General features: G+C 70.1%; 18 protein-coding genes and 1 pseudogene. 12 read left to right on the top strand and 7 right to left on the bottom strand.

Annotation, left to right across the window (positions count from 1 at the left end):
• Window positions 1-63 precede the first annotated feature (63 nt).
• Both OHS70_RS12030 and OHS70_RS12025 read left to right on the top strand, forming a co-directional pair.
• Entirely contained in the window at window positions 64-1,032 is a 969-nt protein-coding gene (locus tag OHS70_RS12030) for a LysR family transcriptional regulator (protein WP_328396594.1), read from the top strand.
• Window positions 1,033-1,123: 91 nt separating this feature from the next.
• Window positions 1,124-1,450 carry a hypothetical protein gene (locus OHS70_RS12025; RefSeq protein ID WP_328396592.1) on the top strand — a complete coding sequence of 109 codons (327 nt, stop codon included), beginning with the start codon at window positions 1,124-1,126 and terminating at the stop codon, window positions 1,448-1,450.
• A 46-nt stretch (window positions 1,451-1,496) separates the two neighbouring features.
• Here the strand turns inward: OHS70_RS12025 and OHS70_RS12020 are convergent, their stop codons facing one another.
• Window positions 1,497-2,543 (bottom strand): amidohydrolase family protein, encoded by a 1,047-nt coding sequence (locus OHS70_RS12020; RefSeq protein ID WP_328396590.1) that lies wholly within the window; start codon window positions 2,541-2,543, stop codon window positions 1,497-1,499.
• A gap of 194 nt (window positions 2,544-2,737) precedes the next feature.
• Here OHS70_RS12020 and OHS70_RS12015 point away from each other — a divergent pair, with 194 nt between their 5' ends.
• The 3 genes and pseudogenes from OHS70_RS12015 (at window position 2,738) to OHS70_RS12005 (ending at window position 5,307) form a co-directional block, all read left to right on the top strand.
• On the top strand, window positions 2,738-3,241 hold the full coding sequence (locus tag OHS70_RS12015; RefSeq protein ID WP_328396588.1) for a hypothetical protein: 504 nt from the start codon (window positions 2,738-2,740) through the stop codon (window positions 3,239-3,241).
• A gap of 203 nt (window positions 3,242-3,444) precedes the next feature.
• A pseudogene (locus tag OHS70_RS12010) lies at window positions 3,445-3,699 on the top strand (aromatic-ring hydroxylase C-terminal domain-containing protein); the annotation flags it as partial.
• A 108-nt stretch (window positions 3,700-3,807) separates the two neighbouring features.
• The gene (locus OHS70_RS12005) at window positions 3,808-5,307 is read left to right on the top strand and encodes an IPT/TIG domain-containing protein (protein WP_328396586.1); all 1,500 of its coding nucleotides are present in this window, start codon (window positions 3,808-3,810) and stop codon (window positions 5,305-5,307) included.
• 625 nt (window positions 5,308-5,932) lie between these two features.
• Here the strand turns inward: OHS70_RS12005 and sodN are convergent.
• The gene (gene sodN / locus OHS70_RS12000) at window positions 5,933-6,328 is read right to left on the bottom strand and encodes a superoxide dismutase, Ni (protein ID WP_014176526.1); all 396 of its coding nucleotides are present in this window, start codon (window positions 6,326-6,328) and stop codon (window positions 5,933-5,935) included.
• Window positions 6,329-6,481: 153 nt separating this feature from the next.
• On the opposite strand from sodN, the gene sodX reads away from it, so the two are divergent.
• The gene (sodX, locus tag OHS70_RS11995; RefSeq protein ID WP_328396583.1) at window positions 6,482-6,907 is read left to right on the top strand and encodes a nickel-type superoxide dismutase maturation protease; all 426 of its coding nucleotides are present in this window, start codon (window positions 6,482-6,484) and stop codon (window positions 6,905-6,907) included.
• On the opposite strand, the gene OHS70_RS11990 is transcribed toward sodX, so the two are convergent.
• Complete coding sequence (locus OHS70_RS11990; protein WP_328396581.1) at window positions 6,826-7,440, bottom strand: CGNR zinc finger domain-containing protein; 615 nt, start codon at window positions 7,438-7,440, stop codon at window positions 6,826-6,828. The two genes, sodX and OHS70_RS11990, sit on opposite strands and share 82 nt — an antisense overlap.
• A 165-nt stretch (window positions 7,441-7,605) precedes the next feature.
• Here OHS70_RS11990 and OHS70_RS11985 point away from each other — a divergent pair, with 165 nt between their 5' ends.
• On the top strand, window positions 7,606-8,295 hold the full coding sequence (locus OHS70_RS11985; RefSeq protein ID WP_328405572.1) for a class I SAM-dependent methyltransferase: 690 nt from the start codon (window positions 7,606-7,608) through the stop codon (window positions 8,293-8,295).
• A 66-nt stretch (window positions 8,296-8,361) separates the two neighbouring features.
• Here OHS70_RS11985 and OHS70_RS11980 read toward each other — a convergent pair whose 3' ends face one another.
• The 3 genes from OHS70_RS11980 to OHS70_RS11970 are packed head-to-tail and all read right to left on the bottom strand — an operon-like array spanning window position 8,362 to window position 11,087.
• On the bottom strand, window positions 8,362-9,114 hold the full coding sequence (locus tag OHS70_RS11980) for an amino acid ABC transporter ATP-binding protein (protein ID WP_328405567.1): 753 nt from the start codon (window positions 9,112-9,114) through the stop codon (window positions 8,362-8,364).
• A 5-nt stretch (window positions 9,115-9,119) separates the two neighbouring features.
• A complete protein-coding gene (locus tag OHS70_RS11975; protein WP_328396580.1) occupies window positions 9,120-10,082 on the bottom strand; it encodes an amino acid ABC transporter permease in 963 nt (320 codons plus the stop codon).
• Window positions 10,083-10,124: 42 nt separating this feature from the next.
• The gene (locus OHS70_RS11970) at window positions 10,125-11,087 is read right to left on the bottom strand and encodes an ABC transporter substrate-binding protein (RefSeq protein ID WP_328396578.1); all 963 of its coding nucleotides are present in this window, start codon (window positions 11,085-11,087) and stop codon (window positions 10,125-10,127) included.
• A 523-nt stretch (window positions 11,088-11,610) separates the two neighbouring features.
• On the opposite strand from OHS70_RS11970, the gene OHS70_RS11965 reads away from it, so the two are divergent.
• The 5 genes from OHS70_RS11965 to OHS70_RS11945 all read left to right on the top strand — a co-directional run bounded on the left by OHS70_RS11965 (window position 11,611) and on the right by OHS70_RS11945 (window position 18,218).
• On the top strand, window positions 11,611-12,822 hold the full coding sequence (locus OHS70_RS11965) for an NAD(P)-dependent malic enzyme (RefSeq protein ID WP_328396576.1): 1,212 nt from the start codon (window positions 11,611-11,613) through the stop codon (window positions 12,820-12,822).
• A gap of 776 nt (window positions 12,823-13,598) precedes the next feature.
• The gene (locus OHS70_RS11960; protein WP_328396574.1) at window positions 13,599-14,177 is read left to right on the top strand and encodes a phosphoesterase; all 579 of its coding nucleotides are present in this window, start codon (window positions 13,599-13,601) and stop codon (window positions 14,175-14,177) included.
• On the top strand, window positions 14,174-15,739 hold the full coding sequence (locus tag OHS70_RS11955; RefSeq protein ID WP_328396572.1) for an alkaline phosphatase D family protein: 1,566 nt from the start codon (window positions 14,174-14,176) through the stop codon (window positions 15,737-15,739). The genes OHS70_RS11960 and OHS70_RS11955 overlap by 4 nt, the downstream gene beginning before the upstream one ends.
• Before the next feature lie 62 nt (window positions 15,740-15,801).
• Complete coding sequence (locus OHS70_RS11950; protein ID WP_328396570.1) at window positions 15,802-16,767, top strand: zinc-binding dehydrogenase; 966 nt, start codon at window positions 15,802-15,804, stop codon at window positions 16,765-16,767.
• A gap of 62 nt (window positions 16,768-16,829) precedes the next feature.
• On the top strand, window positions 16,830-18,218 hold the full coding sequence (locus OHS70_RS11945) for a cellulase family glycosylhydrolase (protein ID WP_443062740.1): 1,389 nt from the start codon (window positions 16,830-16,832) through the stop codon (window positions 18,216-18,218).
• On the opposite strand, the gene OHS70_RS11940 is transcribed toward OHS70_RS11945, so the two are convergent.
• Window positions 18,196-19,041, bottom strand: a complete 846-nt coding sequence (locus OHS70_RS11940; RefSeq protein WP_328396568.1) for an MBL fold metallo-hydrolase — start codon at window positions 19,039-19,041, stop codon at window positions 18,196-18,198. The two genes, OHS70_RS11945 and OHS70_RS11940, sit on opposite strands and share 23 nt — an antisense overlap.
• Window positions 19,042-19,142 lie beyond the last annotated feature (101 nt).

Below are 19,142 nucleotides of genomic sequence, written 5' to 3'. Positions count from 1 at the left end.
CCGTCCCTCCCGCCCCAACTCCAGTGTCTGGTGCGGCAGTTGGGGTCGCTCTACGCTCAGGACATGGAGCTCGAGGTGAGGCACCTGCGTGCGCTGTGCGCCATAGCCGACAGCGGCAGCCTGCACAAAGCGGCCCGGCAACTGGGTGTCAGCCAGCCGTCCCTGACGACCCAGCTGCGCAGGATCGAGAACTTCCTTGGCGCGGAGCTGTTCTCGCGCGAGCGCACCGGGTGCCGGCCGACCCCGCTGGGGCGCGCCGTGCTGAGCCGCGCCCGCCCGTTGGTGGCCGAGATGGCCGCGCTGGTCGTCGAGGCGAAGGCGGAGGCCTGGGACGGCGGCCCCCGGCTGCGGATCGGCTCCACCGCCAGCCGCGCACTCGCCGGCTGGCTGCGCCGGCTGCGGAAGCGGCTGCTGGGCACCGACATCTCGCTGCACATGGACGTGTCCGCCAACGCCCTGTTGCGGATGGTCGCCGCGGGACAGCTCGATGTCGCCTTCGTGCACGAGGTGGAGGGCTCGCCGCTGCGGGTGCCGGACGGCCTCGGGGTACGCGTACTGATGGAGCGCGAACCGCAGTTCGTCTCCATGGCCCGTGACCATCCGGCCGCGGCGGCCCCTGTTGTGGAGCTTGCCGATCTCGCCGACGACCGCTGGATGGTCGATCCGACGGTGGACGGCGAATGGGACGGGCTGCGCCGGATGCTGAGCGCGGCCGGGCTCAACCCTCCGGTCCTGCACGGGGATTACCACACCGCTGCCTCACTGATCGCGGTCGGCGAAGCCGTCGCCCCCTGCCAGCCGACTTCGCTTCCGCGCGAGGACATGGCGATCCGGCCCCTGCGCGGCGACCCCCTCGCCGTCCGGCTGCTGCTGTATTTCCGGCCCGGTTCCGGCGCCGAGCTGTACGAGGCGGTGTACGCGGACCTGGTCGCGGCCTACCGCGAGGCGGCCCAGCGCGCGGGACCCTACCGCCAGTGGCTGACCCGCCAGGACAGCCCCCTGCTGCAGCCGCCCGCGTCCTGCTGCGTGTGACCGCCATGCCCACCGGGAGGCCGGGGCCTGCATGATGGCTGCTTCACGATCAGGTGAGCGGCAGCGTGCCCGCTCGGAGGGGACGGGACCCATGGGTGACATCTGGCGCGTGCTCGGCGCGGCGGGAGACGCGGTCGGCGACATCGTGATCGACGAGGCCGACTTCCCCTGGCTGCACGGCCGCTTCGTCCCGGGTCCCGGGTTCGCAACGGTCGAGCCGCTGTTCCGCCGGGAGCTCGAACTGCTCGAACGCTACGACGAGGACGAGACGGCGGGAGAGGAGTGGGAGGCCGTCCACTCGGACATCGGGCGGGCCGTGTCCCTGATGTCCCCCACGGGGCCGGTGGCCGAATTCCTACTGCACATCCAGGGCGACCGGGCTTGGTTCCGGTGGAGCGACGAGCCGTTCGGCGAATGATCGCGGGGATGTCCGGGGCGGCCTCCTGGGCCGGGCCCGAGCGGCGTCAGGCGATGACGCGTCCCCGCAGGATGATCCGGCTGGGATGACGCAGCGCGCGCGGATCCAGTGTCGGATCGGTGTCGAACGCGATGAGATCGGCGGGCGCGCCCTCGACGAGCCCCGGCAGACCGAGCCAGGACCGGGCCGTCCAGGAGGCGGCTCCCACGGCCGCCTCCGTGGGGACACCGGCGCGTGCGAGCCAGGCGGTCTCGTCGGCGATGGTCCCGCAGGGAAAGCTGTCGGTTCCGGCGAGGACGGTCACCCCGGCCTCATGAGCGGCGCGTACGTTGCCCGGCATGCCGTCCCAGCCGCGCAGCCAGGACTCGCGGGAGGGGGTCCGCTCGTCGGCGCGCATTTCCTCGGCGCCCGCACCGAACACGGCCAGGGTGGGCACCAGCGCGGTGCCCTGACGGGCCATCCGGTCGAGCAGGGCCGGATCGAGGTGCATGCCGTGTTCCAGGCTGTCGGCGCCCGCGAGGACGGCGTTGCGGCACCCTTCCGACGTCTGGCAGTGCACGGACACCTTGCCCCCGGCCGCATGCACGGCCGCGACGGCAGCGGTGAGGATGTCGAGCGGAACGGCCGGCTCGTTCCAGCGCCAATCCCCGATGATCTTCGTCCATCCGGAGGAGGCCTGCGCCTCCTCGACCGCGGCACCGCTGAGCTCGTCCTCGCGGACATCGCGTCCGACTCCCGGAAAGAAGCGGCCCGGTGTGGCCAGCCAGCGCCCGGCGGACCGTACGCGGGGAAGATCGGGGGCGTCGTCCACCCATGCGGGCATCGGCGCGGCAGTGCCCGGCGTGCGCACGAGGAGTACCCCGGCGTCGCGGTGATCGGTCAGATGCCGGCGCAGGGTCTCGTCCTCGAACGGCTTGTCGTGCGACTCACTGCCCGGATGTGTGTGCACGTCGACCAGCCCCGGCAACAGCCAGCCGCCGTCGACGACCAGTTCGGCACCGGGAACGGGCTCGGTGCGCAGCACGTCGCCGTCGATCCAGAAGGAACGCTGCTCCCTCTCGGGCAGCACCACACCGCGTACCTGGACGACCATGATGACCCCTCCTCAAGTGCCATCCCATCACGAGCACTTGATGCAGTCCGCCTTGCCCGGAACAAGCGCACCCGGTCTGATGCGTTGCCGCTGCGGTCCTTCAACTCCCGTGATCCAAGTCATAGTTGACGTCAGGGCCGGATGGCCGCAGGCATGATGACCGTGAGCATCCGAGCCCGGCGGAAGGGCATGTCGTGATCTTCTTCATACCGGTGGTGTTTCTCGCTGCTTCCGCGATGGCCGTGTTCCTCCTGCTCCGGTGCCTCGCAGTTGCCCTGCCGGGGAACCCGTCCTGGTCCGGATGGCGCCGTGCGGTCGTCGCTGCCGCCCTTGCCTGCGCAGCCACGGCCACGGCCTTCTACGGGCTGGGGGCCATCAATCTGATGTCGACCGTGGCCGTGGCGCAGGACGGCGGGGCGTCCTCGGCCCCGTTCCCCTACAACCACCCGTGCAGGGCCCAGTTGAAGGGGGCGGAGGGCGCGGTGGACTACGACGTCCAGTTCCTCACCCTGCGCACCGTGTGCGTCATGGAGGACGGAGAGCGCAGAGCAGTGGACGACGTACCGCAGGGGGTCCGTGTCCCGGCAGCGGCATCGGCGGCCTGCGCCGCTGTGCTGGCGGGGACCGTGATGGCCGCCGAAGCCCGTCGTGTGCGCCCGACAGCTGGCGAGCGCCGTCAGCGGTGCCGGCCCGACTGAGCTGTCTGCTTCAGCGCCGCGACCCTCGAAGCAGGTGCAGCGCCGGACTCGGAGTGTTCGTGGCACACCGCTTCTAAGAGGTCGCGCGGACAGGCGCGGTCGGGGACGTCGGCAACAGTACGGGCACGGGTCCCGGTGATCATGGAGTTGCGACGTTCTGTGAGCACTGGGGAGACCAGTGCCCGCGCTTCGAGGATGCGGCCGGATGGCGGGACCGCCTGTCGACCGTGGCGGCCGCCCCTGCCGACCGCGGCGATCTCTCGGCCGCGCTCATCCGCCCCGACGGCATCGTCGCCTGGGCCGCCGCCCCGGGCCTGCCCGCAGACACCGCAGCTCTGGCCGCCGCGCTGCGCACCTGGCTCGGCGAACCGCACGCACGTATGACGAACGGCCAACAAGGTGAACCTGGTCAACCTGCAGGCAGGAAAGGCACCGGACAACGCGGAGGGGAGGTCTGATTGTGTGCGATCCACTCTGACGGCCGGTTCCGCACAGATCTGCCCTGATGGCGCCGAAAGGCCGTCCCGCCTCCGCACCGGCAAAACATCCGAGGAGCAGGAACGACGATGGCACCCGATCCGACAATCGCCCAGGTGACCATGACCCTGGCTGCCCTTGCAGCGACCGGGGCCACCCCGCGTCCGTCCGGGGAAACCCCGGAGCAACAGACCGAACGAATCATCACCGGCATCGACGCGCAACTGAGCGATCCCAGCCTTGCGACGCAGGGCGCGTGGAAGCTGGTGTGGCTCGCCCTGAGCGAGGCCAACGCCAATATGGCCTACATCGCACGGAGCACCAACGGCTCGAACGAGTTCGCCGTGGTCGCTCGCGGAACGGACGCCGATCTGACCGACATCCTCGAGGACCTCGACGTCGGCACGGTCGTCCCGTTCCCCGAAAGCGGATCGCCGAAGCCCATCGCCGTTTCCAAGGGGGCCATGGATGCGTTCAAACGGGTTGTCAACGCCCGCTCGATCGCCTCACCCTCCCCGAACGTCACGCTCGCTCAGGCGCTCGCCGCCGCGCTCAAGTCGGCGCCCTCCTCGCCGCAGCCGACCGTCTATCTGACCGGTCACAGCCTGGGCGGTTGCATCGCCACCATGCTCGCGCCGTACCTGCAGGCACAGACCTGGCCGAAACAGCCGAAGTTCGCGGTGATCACCTATGCCGCTCCCACCGCCGGCGCGCAGAGCTTCGTCGACTACTTCGACTCCGTGCCGTGGGTCATCGACGAGCGCCAGAACAACGCCTACGACCTGGTACCGCACGCGTGGGCCGATCTCGACACCACCGCCGGCTGGTACCCGAGCCCGGGACCGCAGGCGACCGAAGAAGTGAAGCTGCTCATCGGGGCGATCTCCAAGCGCACCAAGGGCAACGTCTACGTCCAGCCCGGCACGCTCTGCCTGATGAACACCAGATACACGAGCCTTGCCAAGAACCTGGTCAACAAGACCACCCAGGACTTCCTCGGCCAGGTCGCCTTCCAGCACGCCAACTCCACCTACCTGGACCTGGTGGGGGCGCCTGCCGTCCCTTCCGGGCCGGTGGTGACCGACGTGACCCCCACCTTCGGCGCACCAGGCGCCACGGTGACCATCAACGGCACCGGTTTCAGTCCGGACAGCATGGTCGACTTCGGCCACTTCGCCTGCACCAAGCGCGACATCGACCCCTCCGGCATCAGGATCACCGCTCAGGTCCCCAACGGAACCGGCGTCGTCCACGTCCGCGTCACCAACACCCTCGGCACCTCCCCGGCCGTCGCGATGGGGCAGTTCGCCTATGGCGGACCCGCACCTGTGGTGGTCAGTGCGGTCAGCCCGACCAGCGGAAAGGTCGGCACCCCGGTCACCATCAGCGGCTCGGGCTTCGCCGATGGCGCCACCGTGCACTTCAAGGACAAGGCATCCGATTCGGTCAAGTTCGTCTCCACCGGAGAGATCACCGCAACCGCGCCCGGTCAGCTCGACGACCACCAGACGGTGAACATCACCGTGACGGTCGGCAAGGCCACCTCTCCCAGCAGCCCGGCCGACGAATTCACCTACACCGGACTGTAGCGTCCGCCCCGTTCCCGGGGTGGCCCTTCGAGCAGCCCCGGGCCCTTGCCGCCGACCGGTCGAACCGTGCCCGGGCGAGGGATCGCCGCAGGACCGTTCGCCCTGCGGCGAGCAGGCGACGGAGCTGTGCGGCACGGCCGAAGCAGCTGCCGGGCGACCATGTGTCCGGAACCCCCGGAGAGACCGGGGCCGGGATGAGTCGAGGCACCGATGTGCCAGAGTCCGGGTACCGCGGTGCGGCGGCGGCTCGACTACGGCCCCGGCCGCCAGATCAGGTTCTGGTCGAGCTCGGCGGAGCCGCCGTAGGGGTCGCCGCGGACGACGTTGGGCGGACCAGCACGACGTGCCCTTCGATGCGACCGTCGACCGAGCCCGCGCTGGTGACTGACCACGTCACCCGGCACGGGGCGTACGAGGTCACCTGCCTCGGTGGCATCCTCATCTGTCGTCGGTGAGGCAGCCGGCCAAGTGCCGGCGTTCACCAGCCTGGGAGCCGAGCCGCCGTCCGGGCGAAGAAGACCGCACCCGGTCCGTCATGGACGCCGTGGGAGGCGGCCTGCGGGCCGGGTGCGGACGGGTGGCGATGTGACCCGCGACAGTGCACGGCAGGCCACCCAGGCCAGGGTCAGGCCTTCTTCGTCTCCCAGAAGATCTTGTCGATCTGGGCGATGTAGTCCAGAGCCTTCTGCCCCGTGGCCGGGTCCGTCGACGCCTTGGCGGCCGACAGGGCCTTCAGTGCGTCGTTGACCAGCTGGTGCAGCTCGGGGTACTTCTCGAAGTGCGGGGGCTTGAAGTAGTCGCTCCACAGCACCGAGATGTGGTGCTTGGCGAGTTCCGCACGCTGCTCCTTGATGACCGTGGCGCGGGCCCGGAAGTGCGGGTCCTCGTTGGCCTGGTACTTCTCCTGGACGGCCTTGACCGACTCGGCCTCGATGCGGGCCTGGGCCGGGTCGTAGACACCGCAGGGGAGGTCGCAGTGCGCGCTGACCTTCACCTTGGGGGCAAACAGGCGGGAGAGCATTGAGCTGTCCTTCCTCGTGATCGTCTTCTCAGGTGGGACATTACTCCGTGAGAGACGTGTTTTCGCGGGTGCCCCCTGCGGCTTAGGTCAAAAGTCCGGGGCGGGCATGGGACCGGTGGCGGAACATACCGAGGGACTCGGAGGCGGTGTCCGATGACGGAGCAGGGGCGGGAGCCCACGGCGCTGTTCGGCGTCGCCGAGGTGACCGGGCGTTCCATGTATCCCAGGCTGCGCCACGGGGACCAGCTGCTGGTGCACTACGGCGCCGAATTGCGGGCCGGGGACGTGGCGGTGCTGCGCCACCCGCTCCAGCAGGATCTCCTGATCGTCAAGCGCCTGGTCGAGCGGCGCGACGGCGGCTGGTGGGTGCTCGGGGACAACCACGGCGACGAGGTCGTGGACAGCCGCGCCTTCGGCGCCGTCCCCGACGAGCTGATGCTGGCGCGGGTGCGGGCGCGGTACCGGCCGATGCTGCCGGGGCGACGGCGTACACCCGTCTATGTGGCGTCGTGGGCGCTCTCGGCCGTACGGCTCGTGCTCGCCGACCGTTCGGTCTCCAGACGCTTGCGGGCGCGGTAGGCGGCCACATTGGCGCGGGTGGCGCAGCGGTCGGAGCAGTAGCGGCGCGAGCGGTTGGTGGACGTGTCGAGATAGGCGTTGCGGCAGGGTGCCGCCTGGCACAGGCCGAGCCGGTCGACGCCGTACTCCGTGAGATGGAAGGCGAGGCCCATCGCGGCGGTCGCGGCAAAGCCCGCCGTCGCGTTGGAGGGGTGGTCGGCGAGGTGCATGTGCCACTTGGGGCGGCCGTCCTCGTCCCGGTGGTCGTGGCCCGAGATCTGCGGGCTGACCGGGAACTCCAGCAGCAGCGAGTTCAGCAGGTCGACCGCCTGGGTCTCCTCGCCGGAGTCGGCGGCGGCGAAGACCGCGCGCAGCCGGCTCCGTACGGACCGGAAGCGGGTGACGTCGGAGTCCGTGGCACGGCGAGCGGCCTGGGTGGACGCGCCGAAGAGCTCGCGGACGGCCTCCACCGAGGTGAGGGAGTCCTTGCCGCGGGCCGGCTCCTCGGTGTTGACCAGGCGCACGGCATAGTCCGAGTAATAGGCCAATTCCACTTGTAGTCCTTACCGTGACGTTCTACTGTCGACGTAACAGATGGGTCTGCTTCGAGGGTATTACGGTCGGGAGGGTTTCCGGTGCGGGAGACAGGGACGGACACGGGCGCGGGCGCCGACTGGCGGGCCTGGCAGGAGAGCTGGGACCGGCAGCAGGAGTGGTACATGCCCGACCGCGAGGAGCGGTTCCGGGTGATGCTCGACATGGTCGAGGCCACGGTCGGCCCCGAGCCGAGGGTGCTGGACCTTGCGTGCGGTACGGGGAGTATCACGGACAGACTGCTGCGGCGGTTCCCGAACGCCACCAGCACGGGGGTCGATCTTGATCCCGCGCTGTTGACCATCGCCCGGGGGCACTTCGCCGGCGACGAGCGCGTCACCTTGGGCACCGCCGATCTCAAGGATCCCGCGTGGCCGGCCGTGCTGCCGCATGCCTCGTACGACGCCGTGCTCACCGCCACCGCACTGCACTGGCTGCACAGCGGGCCGCTGACCACGCTGTACGGCCAGGTCGCAACGCTCGTCCGGGACGGCGGAGTGTTCATGAACGCCGACCATATGAAGGACGCGGCCACGCCCCGCATCAACGCGGCCGAACGGGCCCAGCGCCACGCCGCCATGGACCGCGCCCGCGCCGCAGGTGCGCTCGACTGGGCGGACTGGTGGGCGCTGGCCGCCGAGGACCCGGTGCTGGCCGGGCCGACCGCCGAACGGTTCCGGATCTACGGCGAACACGCCGACGGTGACACCCCTTCCGCCGAGTGGCATGCACGGACCCTGAGGGAGGCGGGCTTCGGGGAGGCGCGGACGGTGTGGGCCTCGCCGTCCGACGCGCTGGTGCTCGCCCTGAAGTAGCGGCAGCCGACAGCGGAAGGGGCGGTACGGATCCCGGATCCGTACCGCCCCTTCACGCACGTGCCGCTACAGCACCTTGGACAGGAACGCCTTCGTCCGCTCGTGCTGCGGGTTCCCCAGGACGTCGCGCGGGTGGCCGGACTCGACCACCACACCGCCGTCCATGAAGACGAGCGAGTCGCCGACCTCACGGGCGAAGCCCATCTCGTGCGTGACGACGATCATCGTCATGCCGTCCTCGGCGAGGCCGCGCATGACGTCGAGCACGTCACCCACCAGCTCCGGGTCGAGGGCCGAGGTCGGCTCGTCGAAGAGCATCAGCTTCGGCTCCATCGCCAGCGCACGGGCGATGGCGACACGCTGCTGCTGGCCGCCGGAGAGCTGGGACGGGTAGTTCTTGGCCTTGTCGCCGAGACCCACCCGGTCCAGCAGCCGCTCGGCACGCTCACGTGCCACGGCCTTCGTCTCGCCCTTGACCTGGATCGGCGCCTCCATGACATTGGCCAGCGCCGTCATGTGCGGGAACAGGTTGAAGCGCTGGAAGACCATGCCGATGTCCCGGCGCTGCGCCGCGACCTCGCTGTCCTTCAGCTCGTAGAGCTTGTCGCCCTTCTGCCGGTAGCCGACCAGGTGGCCGTCGACCGAAAGACGGCCGGCGTTGATCTGCTCCAGGTGGTTGATGCACCGCAGGAACGTCGACTTGCCCGACCCGGACGGGCCGACCAGGCAGAACACCTCACGCGGGGCGACCTCGAGGTCGATGCCCCTGAGGATGTGCGCGGCGCCGTAGGACTTGTGGACGCCCTCGGCCTTCACCATGGCGGTCATGCCGACACACCTCCTCGCGGGCTCGCGAGCCCCATCATCTTCGTCTTGACCCTCTGATACGGCGTGGGCGGCAGCTGTCGCAGCGAACCGCGTGCGTAGTACCGCTCGACGTAGTACTGGCCGATGCTGAACACACTGGTCAGTGCCAGGTACCAGACCGACGCCACGAGCAGCATCTCCATGACCGCGAACGACGTGGAGCCGATGTTCGTCGCGGAACGGAGCAGATCCGTGTACTGCACCGCGGAGACCAGCGAGGAGGTCTTGAGCAGGTTGATGAACTCGTTGCCGGTCGGCGGCACGATCACCCGCATCGCCTGCGGCAGCACGATGCGCCGCATGGTCTTGCTGTTGGGCATGCCCAGCGCGTGCGATGCCTCGGTCTGGCCCTCGTCGACCGACTGGATGCCGGCCCGGACGATCTCGGCCATGTAGGCGCCCTCGTTCAGCCCCAGTCCCAACAGGGCCACCACGAACGGGGTCATCACATCGACCATCTCGTCCTTGTAGAACCCGACGTTCAGGATGGGGAAGATCAGCGCGAGGTTGAACCACAGCAGCAGCTGCACATAGACCGGGGTCCCGCGGAAGAGCCAGATGTACAGCCAGGCCACCGCGCCGGTCACGGGGTTCTTCGAGAGCCGCATGACGGCGAACACGATTCCCAGCACCAAGCCGATGATCATCGACAGCACGCTGATGATCACGGTGTTCACGGCGCCGGCGATGATCCGGTCGTCGAAGATGAAGTCCCCGACGGTGCCCCAGTTGACGTCGCCTTGCGAGAACGAGTAGATCAGCGTGCCCAGCAACGCCACGACCACGACACCGCTGACCCAGCGACCGTAGTGCCGTACCGGGATGGCCTTGATCCGCTCGGGGTGAGCGATCGCCGCTTTGCTGATCCCCGGGTCCGCCGGCGGCTCGTCGGCGGGTGGCTTGTCGAACTTGTCAGTCACAGTGACTGCCCTTCAGTGAACGCTTGAGGCGAGGACGCCGTCTTACTTGCCGCCGTTGATGGTCGCCTCGGTCACGGCGCTGTCCGTGACGTCCCACTTCTTCAGGACCTTCTCGTACTCGCCGTTCTTGATGATGGCGTTCAGGGCCTTCTGGAGCGCGTCGCGGAGCTCCGCGTTGTCCTTGTCGACGGCGATGCCGAACGGACCGGCGTCGGTCTGGTCGCCCACGACCTCGAAGTCGTTGCCGCCGCCCGCGGTCTTCGCGATGTGCGCGGCCACCGGGTAGTCGTTGAGGTCGGCGACGGCGCCGCCGGACTTCACACGGGTCTGGGCCTCGGCGTCGGTGTCGAACGCCTCGATGGTGAGGGTGCCCTTGCCGTCCTTCTTGCACTTCTCGGCCTGCGCCTTGAAGGTGTCGTGGTAGGTCGTGCCACGCTGGACGGCGACCTTCTTGCCGCACAGGTCGTCGAGCGACGTGATCTTCTGCGGGTTGCCCTTCTTGACCAGGAGGGAGACGCCGGAGTTGAAGTAGTCGACGAAGTCGACACCCTCGCCGGTCTTCTTGCCCTTGTCGTCCAGGCCCTCCTGACGGGCCTTGGTGTCACTCATGGCGGACATGACGACGTCCTGGCGGCCGGTGTTGAGCGAGGAGATCAGGCCGTCGAAGGTGCCGCTGGTGAACACGAACTCGACGCCGAGCTCCTTGCCGAGGGCGGCGGCGATGTCGGGGTCGATACCGACGATCTTGCCGCCCTCCTCGTACTCCATCGGCGCGTAGGCGGCGTCCGTACCGACCTTGATCTTGCCGGAGTCCTGGTACTTCTTCGGGAGCGCGTCGAAGAGCGGGGCGTCGGAACCGCCGGCCTGGGTCTTCGTCGACCCCGTGCCCGAGCTGGTCTGGTCACCGCACGCGGTGAGCGTCAGGGCACCGACGACCGCGATCGCGCCGACCGCGGCGATCCGGGACCTGGCAGCGGTCGTACGACGGGTGAGGCTTGCGGTCATGATCGAGGTCCTCCGGCGGGTGAGAGGGGTGTACCCAGGGGCCGTGTACTCATCTTCGAGTGTCGCGACCTTGTGTGTTTCCGGCATCTTGCCATTCGGATTAGCCCATTCAGGGGGCCGCGCATGTCAAAATCGGGTAACGGGTCACCCCCGAACCCCAGTGGGCCGGCACATCAAGGCCGGACCTTTCACTGGAACGGCTCCTTCCGGCCGAAAGATTTGCTGTGCCTGTCGGTCTCTGTACTGCCTTGGCAGCACCTGGCGTGCTCGCCCGGGTTTGCGGCTATGAGTCGCGTCACCGCCCCGTTAACGACTCGTCGAGGCCGGTGTCGGTCGGGTAAGAAGGATCCTTACACCCCTCATCCGGGGCTCAGGGCGCGTTGTGCGGCGCGCCCGCGCGTACGTACCTCACCCCTGTCAGGCGGGCCAACCGCTGGGACGGGGAACGGACGCGGTGCCCGCCCACCCCTCCTCAATCAGGAGTGGCCACCCTCAACAGATGAAGACTTAAGGGGTCAAACCAATGGCAGCGGAGATCGTCAATCCTCGCAGCGACAGTACGGGTACGGAGAGTGCCGACGAGCCCTTCGATCCGGCCTTCGCGCTGCACCGCGGCGGCAAGATGGCCATCCAGGCCACAGTGCCCGTGCGCGACAAGGACGACCTGTCACTCGCGTACACGCCTGGCGTCGCCAAGGTGTGCACAGCCATCGCCGAGCAGCCTGAGCTCGTCCACGACTACACCTGGAAGTCGCAGGTCGTCGCCGTCGTGACGGACGGGACCGCGGTGCTCGGTCTCGGCGACATCGGCCCGGAGGCGTCGCTTCCGGTCATGGAGGGGAAGGCGATCCTCTTCAAGCAGTTCGGCGGCGTGGACGCGGTCCCGATCGCCCTCGCCACCACCGACACCGACGAGATCGTCGAGACCGTCGTGCGTCTCGCGCCGTCCTTCGGCGGAGTGAACCTCGAGGACATCTCGGCACCGCGGTGCTTCGAGATCGAGCGCAAGCTCAAGGAGCGCCTCGACATCCCCGTCTTCCACGACGACCAGCACGGTACGGCCGTGGTGACCCTCGCCGCCCTGCGGAACGCCGCGAAGCTGACCGGGCGCGGTCTCGGTGACCTGCGCGGTGTCATCTCCGGCGCCGGCGCGGCCGGTGTGGCCATCGCGAAGTTCCTGCTCGAGGCCGGTCTCGGCGATGTCGCGGTGGCCGACCGCAAGGGCATCGTCAGCCGCGACCGCGACGACCTGACTCAGGTCAAGCGCGAGCTTGCGGAGATCACCAACAAGGCCGGGCTCACCGGCTCGCTGGAGACCGCGCTGGCGGGCGCGGACGTCTTCATCGGCGTCTCCGGCGGCACCGTGCCCGAGGAGGCCGTCGCGTCGATGGCGCCAGGTGCGTTCGTCTTCGCCATGGCCAACCCGAACCCCGAGGTCCACCCCGACATCGCGCACAAGTACGCGGCGGTCGTGGCCACGGGCCGGTCGGACTACCCGAACCAGATCAACAACGTGCTGGCCTTCCCCGGCATCTTCGCGGGCGCGTTCCAGGTGCGGGCCTCCGCGATCACCGAGGGCATGAAGATCGCCGCGGCGAACGCGCTGGCGGATGTGGTCGGCGACGCGCTGGCGGCCGACTACGTGATCCCCTCGCCGTTCGACGAGCGGGTCGCCCCGGCGGTCACGGCTGCGGTCGCGGCGGCCGCGCGCGCGGAGGGCGTGGCGCGACGCTGACGTTTGTGCACGCGGCGAGCGGGCCGCGTCGTACCACCCGGCCGGGGGTACGACGCGGCCCGTTCCGCGTCTGCGTGGACTCGTGGGGCCGAGCTGCGCCGGACGGGTGAAGTACGGCGCCGAGCTCATGGCCGAGGCCCTGAGGGGCATCTTTCGCCCCGCGCACCGAAGCCGGATGCGCGGGCGGCCCCGCCCGGCAGCTGCCCGGCGGGCCCTCGTTTGACCGGCCTTCGGTCGTGATGTCGGCGCCGTCGGCTTTGGCCGCCCTGGTCGGGCCTTCTTCGGCCGGAGGCTCGACCGCCCACCGGACCGCCCCTCCTGACCGTCTCGTGGTCGCGGTGGAGACCGTGTCGGTCGGTCGGGTCGGCTGCGGTCTGCGGCGGTGGCGCCCCTTGGCTCGGCTGTGCGCCGAACGCCGACCCGGACTGTGGACCGTCTTGCGGTGACCGCGTCGGCCGATGTGCCGGCTGTTCGGGTGCGGGTGTCCACGGCCAGGGGCGGCCTTCGCGACCGGCGTGGGGGCGCGCCGTCCGGGCCCTTCCGCTTCCCGCCGCGCACGTGCCGGTCCGGTCGGCTGACCCTGCGCCGTCCGGGCCGTCCGGCCGTCCGGCCGTCCGGCCGGCCCGCGGTCACCCTGGCGGCCGCCGTTGCCGGGTGGGCACCCGGGCGCGGGCGGCCTGGCTCGTTTCATGCCACTGTTCCGGTCCGCGCCTTCCCAGGTTCACCTCGCACTGCTGTGATGCGACGCGCCAACCCCCGTTCCACAGGAGGCGCGTGTGAATCTGGTCGTCAACGGCGACGCCGAGACCGGGCCCGGCGGAAGCGCCGAACCCGTCGGTTCCGTCACCGGATGGGTCATCAAGCAAGGGGCGCCCGCGCTCGTCGGCTACGCACTCGGCGGCGGGTATCCGACCGCCGCCGACCCGGGTCCCGCCCAGCGCGGGAGCAGGTTCTTCAGCGGCGGCAACTCGCCCCGGACCGCACTCGTACAGGACATCTCCCTGCCCGCAGCCGGGGCGACCGGCCGGGCCGCCGTCGATGCCGGCCTGGTGCGTTACACCGTCGGCGCATGGCTCGGCGGTTACTCCATGCAGGAGGACGGCGTCCGGCTGTCCGTGGAGTTCCGCGACGCCAAGGGCACGCCCGTCGCCCTCTCCGTGCTCGGCCCGGTGACGGCCGCCGAGCGCGGCTCCCGCACCGGCCTGGTCGAGCGGACGGCTTCCGCGGCCGTCCCGCCCGGGGCCCGTACCGCGCGCCTCCTGCTCGTCTTCACCCGCAGCGGCGGCGGGACCTCCAACGACGGGTACGCCGACGCCATATCACTCAGCCTGACGGCCACGGGGGTACGCAAGTGACCAGGCTCAACCGACGTGATCTGCTCAAGGCCGCCGGTGCCGTGGGCGCGCTCAACCTCGCCTGGCCGCTGAGCGCCGGACTCTCGCCGGCGCAGGCGCGGGAGGCCGCGGAAGCCCTCGGTGCCGACTACGACCCCGCACCGTTCACGCTCGGTGTCGCCTCCGGGGATCCGCAGCCGACAAGTGTCCTGCTGTGGACCCGCCTCGCACCCGAACCGCTCGCCGCCGAGCAGGACCTGCCCGAAGTCGTCGAGGTCGACTGGGTCGTCGCCACCGACCCCCTGCTGCGGCGAGTCGTCACCCGTGGCACTGCCACCGCCTCGGCCACGCTCGGGCACAGCGTGCACGTACCCGTCAGCGGGCTGCGCGCGAACACCCGCTACTGGTACGGGTTCACGGCCCTCGGCCGGACGAGCCGTACCGGCCGGACGAAGACCGCGCCGGTCGGCGCCGTCGCGTCCGTCCGGTTCGCCGCCGCCAACTGCCAGGCCTTCCACGACGGCTTCTACGCCGCCCACCGGGGTATCGCACGCGAGAACGTCGACTTCGTCGTCCACCTGGGCGACTACATCTACGAGCACGGCCAGGTCGGTGGCGTCCCGGCCGACCACGTCCGCGACCACGAGGGCCCGTCGGTCTTCACCGTCGCCGACTACCGCCGCCGCCACGCGCTCTACAAGGGCGACGCATCCCTGCGCGAGGCCCACGCCGCCCACCCCTGGTTCCTCACCTGGGACGACCACGAGGTCGCCAACGACTACTCCGGCACCGGCGGTGGCGCCCCGTTCATGCAGCGCCGGGCCGCCGCGTACCAGGCCTGGTACGAGAACATGCCGCATCGCGACGACGGTGCGTCCGCCCTGCCCGACCCCGAGATCCGCCGGGTCCGCCGCTGGGGCGACCTGCTGGAGCTGACCGTCCTCGACCTGCGCTCGTACCGCTCCGCGCAGAACCTCGCCGACGGCACCATCCTCGGGGCCGAGCAGAAGTCCTGGCTCAAGCGGGGCATCGACCGCGCACCCGACTCCTGGCACGTCTGGGCCAACTCGATCATGCTCAGCCAGCTGCGCGGCCGGCCGGGCGGCTCGTACATGTTCACCGACCAGTGGGACGGCTTCCTCGCCGAGCGCAAGGAGGTACTGGGGCATGTCCACAGCAGCGGGCTGGAGGACCTCGTCGTCATCACCGGCGACTGGCACTCCGCCTTCGTGGACGACATCAGGACCGACTTCGACGACACCTCGTCGCCGGTGGTCGGTACGGAGTTCACGGCGCACTCCGTCACCTCGGGCGCGTACTCCGCGGACTGGAACCGGACCAACGGCCCTCTCATGGGCGCTGCCAACCCGCACCTGAAGTACTTCGAGGGCAATCGCTACGGCTACGACGTCTACGAGGCCACCCCGGAGCGCTTCAGCGCCCACATGCGGGTGATCGCCGACCGCCGTGACCCGGTCTCGCCCGTGACGACGCTGACCACGTTCCATGTGGACCGCGGCGGGGTCGGCTCGTACGAGGACCCGGCGACGAAGAACTCCCCGGCGCAGTACCGAAGGGACTAGGGACGCGTGTCACACCGGTGCGCGGTTCCGTCGCGCACCGGTGCCGCCCTATCGTCAAGGTCATGTTCGCCGCCTACGCCGCCCGCATCGACCGTGACCAGCCGCTCAACGGCCTCGAACTGGGCGAACGCCCCGCACCCGAGGACCGTCCCGGCTGGACGACCGTGACCGTCAAGGCTGCCTCCCTCAACCACCACGACCTGTGGTCGCTGCGTGGTGTGGGCCTCTCCGAGGACAAGCTGCCGATGATCCTCGGCTGCGACGCAGCCGGCATCGACGCGGACGGCAACGAAGTCGTCCTGCACTCGGTCATCGGCCAGAGCGGTCACGGCGTCGGCCCGGACGAGCCCCGCTCCATCCTGACCGAGCGCTACCAGGGGACCTTCGCCGAGCAGGTCTCCGTGCCCACCTGGAACGTGCTGCCGAAGCCCAAGGAGCTCACCTTCGAGCAGGCCGCGTGCCTGCCCACCGCGTGGCTGACCGCCTACCGCATGCTCTTCACCAACGCGGGTGTCCGTCCTGGCGATTCGGTCCTTGTCCAGGGCGCGGGCGGTGGTGTCGCCACCGCCGCGATCGTGCTCGGCAAGGCGGCCGGGCTGCGGGTGTACGCGACCAGCCGCGACGAGGCCAAGCGCAAGCGTGCCGTCGAGCTGGGTGCGGAGGAGGCGTACGAGCCGGGCGCCCGTCTGCCCCGGCGTGTGGACGCGGTCGTCGAGACCGTCGGCGCCGCCACCTGGTCGCACTCGGTCAAGTCGCTGCGGCCCGGCGGCACGCTGGTGATCTCGGGGGCCACGAGCGGTGACCGGCCCTCGCACGCCGAGCTCACCCGGATCTTCTTCCTGGAGCTGAAGGTCGTCGGCTCGACCATGGGCTCCAAGGACGAGCTGGAGGACCTGCTCTCGTTCTGCGCGGCCACGGGCGTGCGGCCGGTGATCGACGAGGTGCTGCCGCTGGACCGGGCACGGGAGGGCTTCGAGAAGATCGCCTCCGGCGACCTCTTCGGAAAGATTGTCCTGACGAACCCTTGATGGGTCGTCAGATCTGCTGATGGGATCTCCGGCACTGTCGCCGACCGTGCCGGAGGTTGCCCGTGTACCGCCTGCTCGCCGTCCTCGCCTGCTGCCTCGCCCTGCTGACCCCGGCCACGGCCCACGCCGACCACCGGGACGGCATACCCCCGCTCACCGACGACCGCGGCCGGGTCCTCACGCTGCGCGGCTGGAACGTCGAGGACAAGACCCACCGGGGCGATCAGGCCCTGACGGCCATCACCGAGAAGCACTTCCGCGACCTGCGTGCCCAGGGCTTCAACTTCGCGCGGCTGCTGGTCTTCTGGGACGACCTGGAGCCGGAGCGCGGGCGCTACAGCGAGGCGTATCTGCGCAAGATCGAACGCGTCCTCCGCTGGGCGGAGAAGTACGGCGTCCACGTGCTCATCGATGCCCACCAGGACGTCTTCGGGCCCGCCTTCGGACATCGCGGCATCCCCGAATGGGCCACCCGTACGGACGGCCTGCCCTTCACCCCGCACCCGGACGACTGGTTCGCCGAGTACTTCGAGCCCGCCGTGCAGCGCGCCTTCACCCACCTCTACGAGGACCCTGACCTGCGCAGCGCGCAGGCACGCATGTGGCGGGTGCTGGCCGGCAGGCTGGGGAGCCATCCGGCCGTCCTCGGCTACGACCTGATCAACGAGCCGATGGGCGAGATGCGCGAGGGGGAGGGTCTGCCGGCGGCGGCACGGCGCATCGAGCGCGAGCAGCTCACCGCGATGTACAACCGCCTGGCGGACGCGGTCCGTTCGGTCGACGACGACACATGGCTCTTCGTCGAACCGACGCCGATCGTGGGGGAGGGCGTACCGACCGGACTCGGCAGGATCGACGACCCGAAGGTCGTCTACGCCCCGCACTTCTACAACACGGCGATGGAGGCGGGTGCCGACTACGACCCCTCGGCGGGCTGGATCGAGTCCTACGAGGCGGCCGTGACCGCGTACCCCGAGGAGTACCGCGTGCCGGTCGTGGTCGGCGAGTGGGGTCCGCTCAACCACGCACTCCCCAACATGCCCCGCTTCTACCGCGATGCACTGGTGTCGCTGAACCGCTACAGCTCGGGATGGGCGGGCTATGTGTGGTGCTACGGAGGCGGGTACTGCGCCGTGGACGACGAGGGCCGATTCCGTGCGAACAAGGAGCAGACCGCCGCCCCGTACGCCCCGGCCGTGGCGGGCCGCGTCGCGGCCGATGCGTACGACTCCGGGAGCCGGACCTACCGGCTGGAGTACCGGGCGGCCCGGCGCTCCGCGGCCACGGAGATCTCGCTGCCGCCGAGCGCGGCCGGCTGGTGGATCGAGGTGGCGGGTCCCGCCTGGACGACCACGCGTACGGTCCCGCCGCAGCGCGCGGCCACGGTGCGGGTCCACGCCCGGCCCGGGGCGCAGGTCACCGTCCTGGTCAATCCTGGTACACCACGATGAAGTCACCGCACGGGCCCAGACGCCCGTCCAGGGCATCACGCAGCCGGCGCAGATGGCCGGGCGTGAGCTGGAGCGGCGGCTCGTCCGGCTGATGAGTGGTGCCGCGGGGGTAGTCCTCGTCCGGGGTGCGGGTCATCTCGATGTGACAGCCGAGGATGTGCGTCACCGGGGTCGTCCCGCAGAACGCCATCAGGCGGTCGACGGTGGCCCGGAAGGCGGCCAGGTCCCTGACGTACAGACGACCCGGGTAGAGGGAGTCGCCGGTCAGCAGCAGGCCGGTGTGCCGGTCATGGAAGACGACCGCCGCCTCCTGGTGCCCGGGGCCGGGCAGCAGATCGAGCACCCGCCCGCCGAGATCCAGCTCCGCGGCCCGCAGCGGCCACTGCTCGAACCCGAAGTACGCCGTCACGGCGTCGAGCGACGTCCCGACGACCTCGGTGTGCGGGCGGTCCGCGAACTGTCCGTCGCCCGCGATGTGGTCCCCGTGGCCATGGGTGTGGGCCACGACCAGCCCGTACCCCTTGCGCGGGTGGCGGGCGAGCCACTGCTCGACCAGCGTGTCGACGGTGGCGCGCAGCGGCAGGTGCGCGGGGTCGGGGCTGGCGCCGGTGTCCAACAGCAGCGCCCGTTCGTTCCCGAACAGCAGGAACAGGAAAGGGGCTTCGTGGTGCACGGACATGTTCTGCCGCAGGATCACGGTGTGCTCGGAGTACGCGTGGACCTGGATCTCCGGGGCGGGGTCATGCTTGGGCGAGGGCCAGCCGGCGTGCCAGTCGACGTCGAGAGAGCCGGTGACGGGGGCGCCCGTACGGAAATCGATCACATCGCACACGGTACGCCCGGGGGGATGAGCCTGCCGCGTCCCGGACGGTTGCACACCGCTGGTGCGGGGCACGACCTTTGACACTCACGTGATCGCACGTG

It is taken from the genome of Streptomyces sp. NBC_00390, assembly GCF_036057275.1.
GTDB lineage: Bacteria > Actinomycetota > Actinomycetes > Streptomycetales > Streptomycetaceae > Streptomyces.
The sequence above is the reverse complement of the archived record's forward strand: the minus strand, read 5'-3'. Positions and strand labels throughout refer to the sequence as shown.

Coding starts and splice junctions, on each gene's coding strand:
- OHS70_RS11965 (WP_328396576.1), top strand. CDS start 11,611: ATGGCAGCGGAGATCGTCAATCCTCGCAGCGACAGTACGGGTACGGAG.
- sodN (WP_014176526.1), bottom strand. CDS start 6,328: ATGCTCTCCCGCCTGTTTGCCCCCAAGGTGAAGGTCAGCGCGCACTGC.
- OHS70_RS12030 (WP_328396594.1), top strand. CDS start 64: ATGGAGCTCGAGGTGAGGCACCTGCGTGCGCTGTGCGCCATAGCCGAC.
- OHS70_RS11980 (WP_328405567.1), bottom strand. CDS start 9,114: ATGGTGAAGGCCGAGGGCGTCCACAAGTCCTACGGCGCCGCGCACATC.
- OHS70_RS12005 (WP_328396586.1), top strand. CDS start 3,808: ATGGCACCCGATCCGACAATCGCCCAGGTGACCATGACCCTGGCTGCC.
- OHS70_RS11985 (WP_328405572.1), top strand. CDS start 7,606: ATGCCCGACCGCGAGGAGCGGTTCCGGGTGATGCTCGACATGGTCGAG.
- OHS70_RS12020 (WP_328396590.1), bottom strand. CDS start 2,543: ATGGTCGTCCAGGTACGCGGTGTGGTGCTGCCCGAGAGGGAGCAGCGT.
- OHS70_RS11970 (WP_328396578.1), bottom strand. CDS start 11,087: ATGACCGCAAGCCTCACCCGTCGTACGACCGCTGCCAGGTCCCGGATC.
- sodX (WP_328396583.1), top strand. CDS start 6,482: ATGACGGAGCAGGGGCGGGAGCCCACGGCGCTGTTCGGCGTCGCCGAG.
- OHS70_RS12025 (WP_328396592.1), top strand. CDS start 1,124: ATGGGTGACATCTGGCGCGTGCTCGGCGCGGCGGGAGACGCGGTCGGC.
- OHS70_RS11950 (WP_328396570.1), top strand. CDS start 15,802: ATGTTCGCCGCCTACGCCGCCCGCATCGACCGTGACCAGCCGCTCAAC.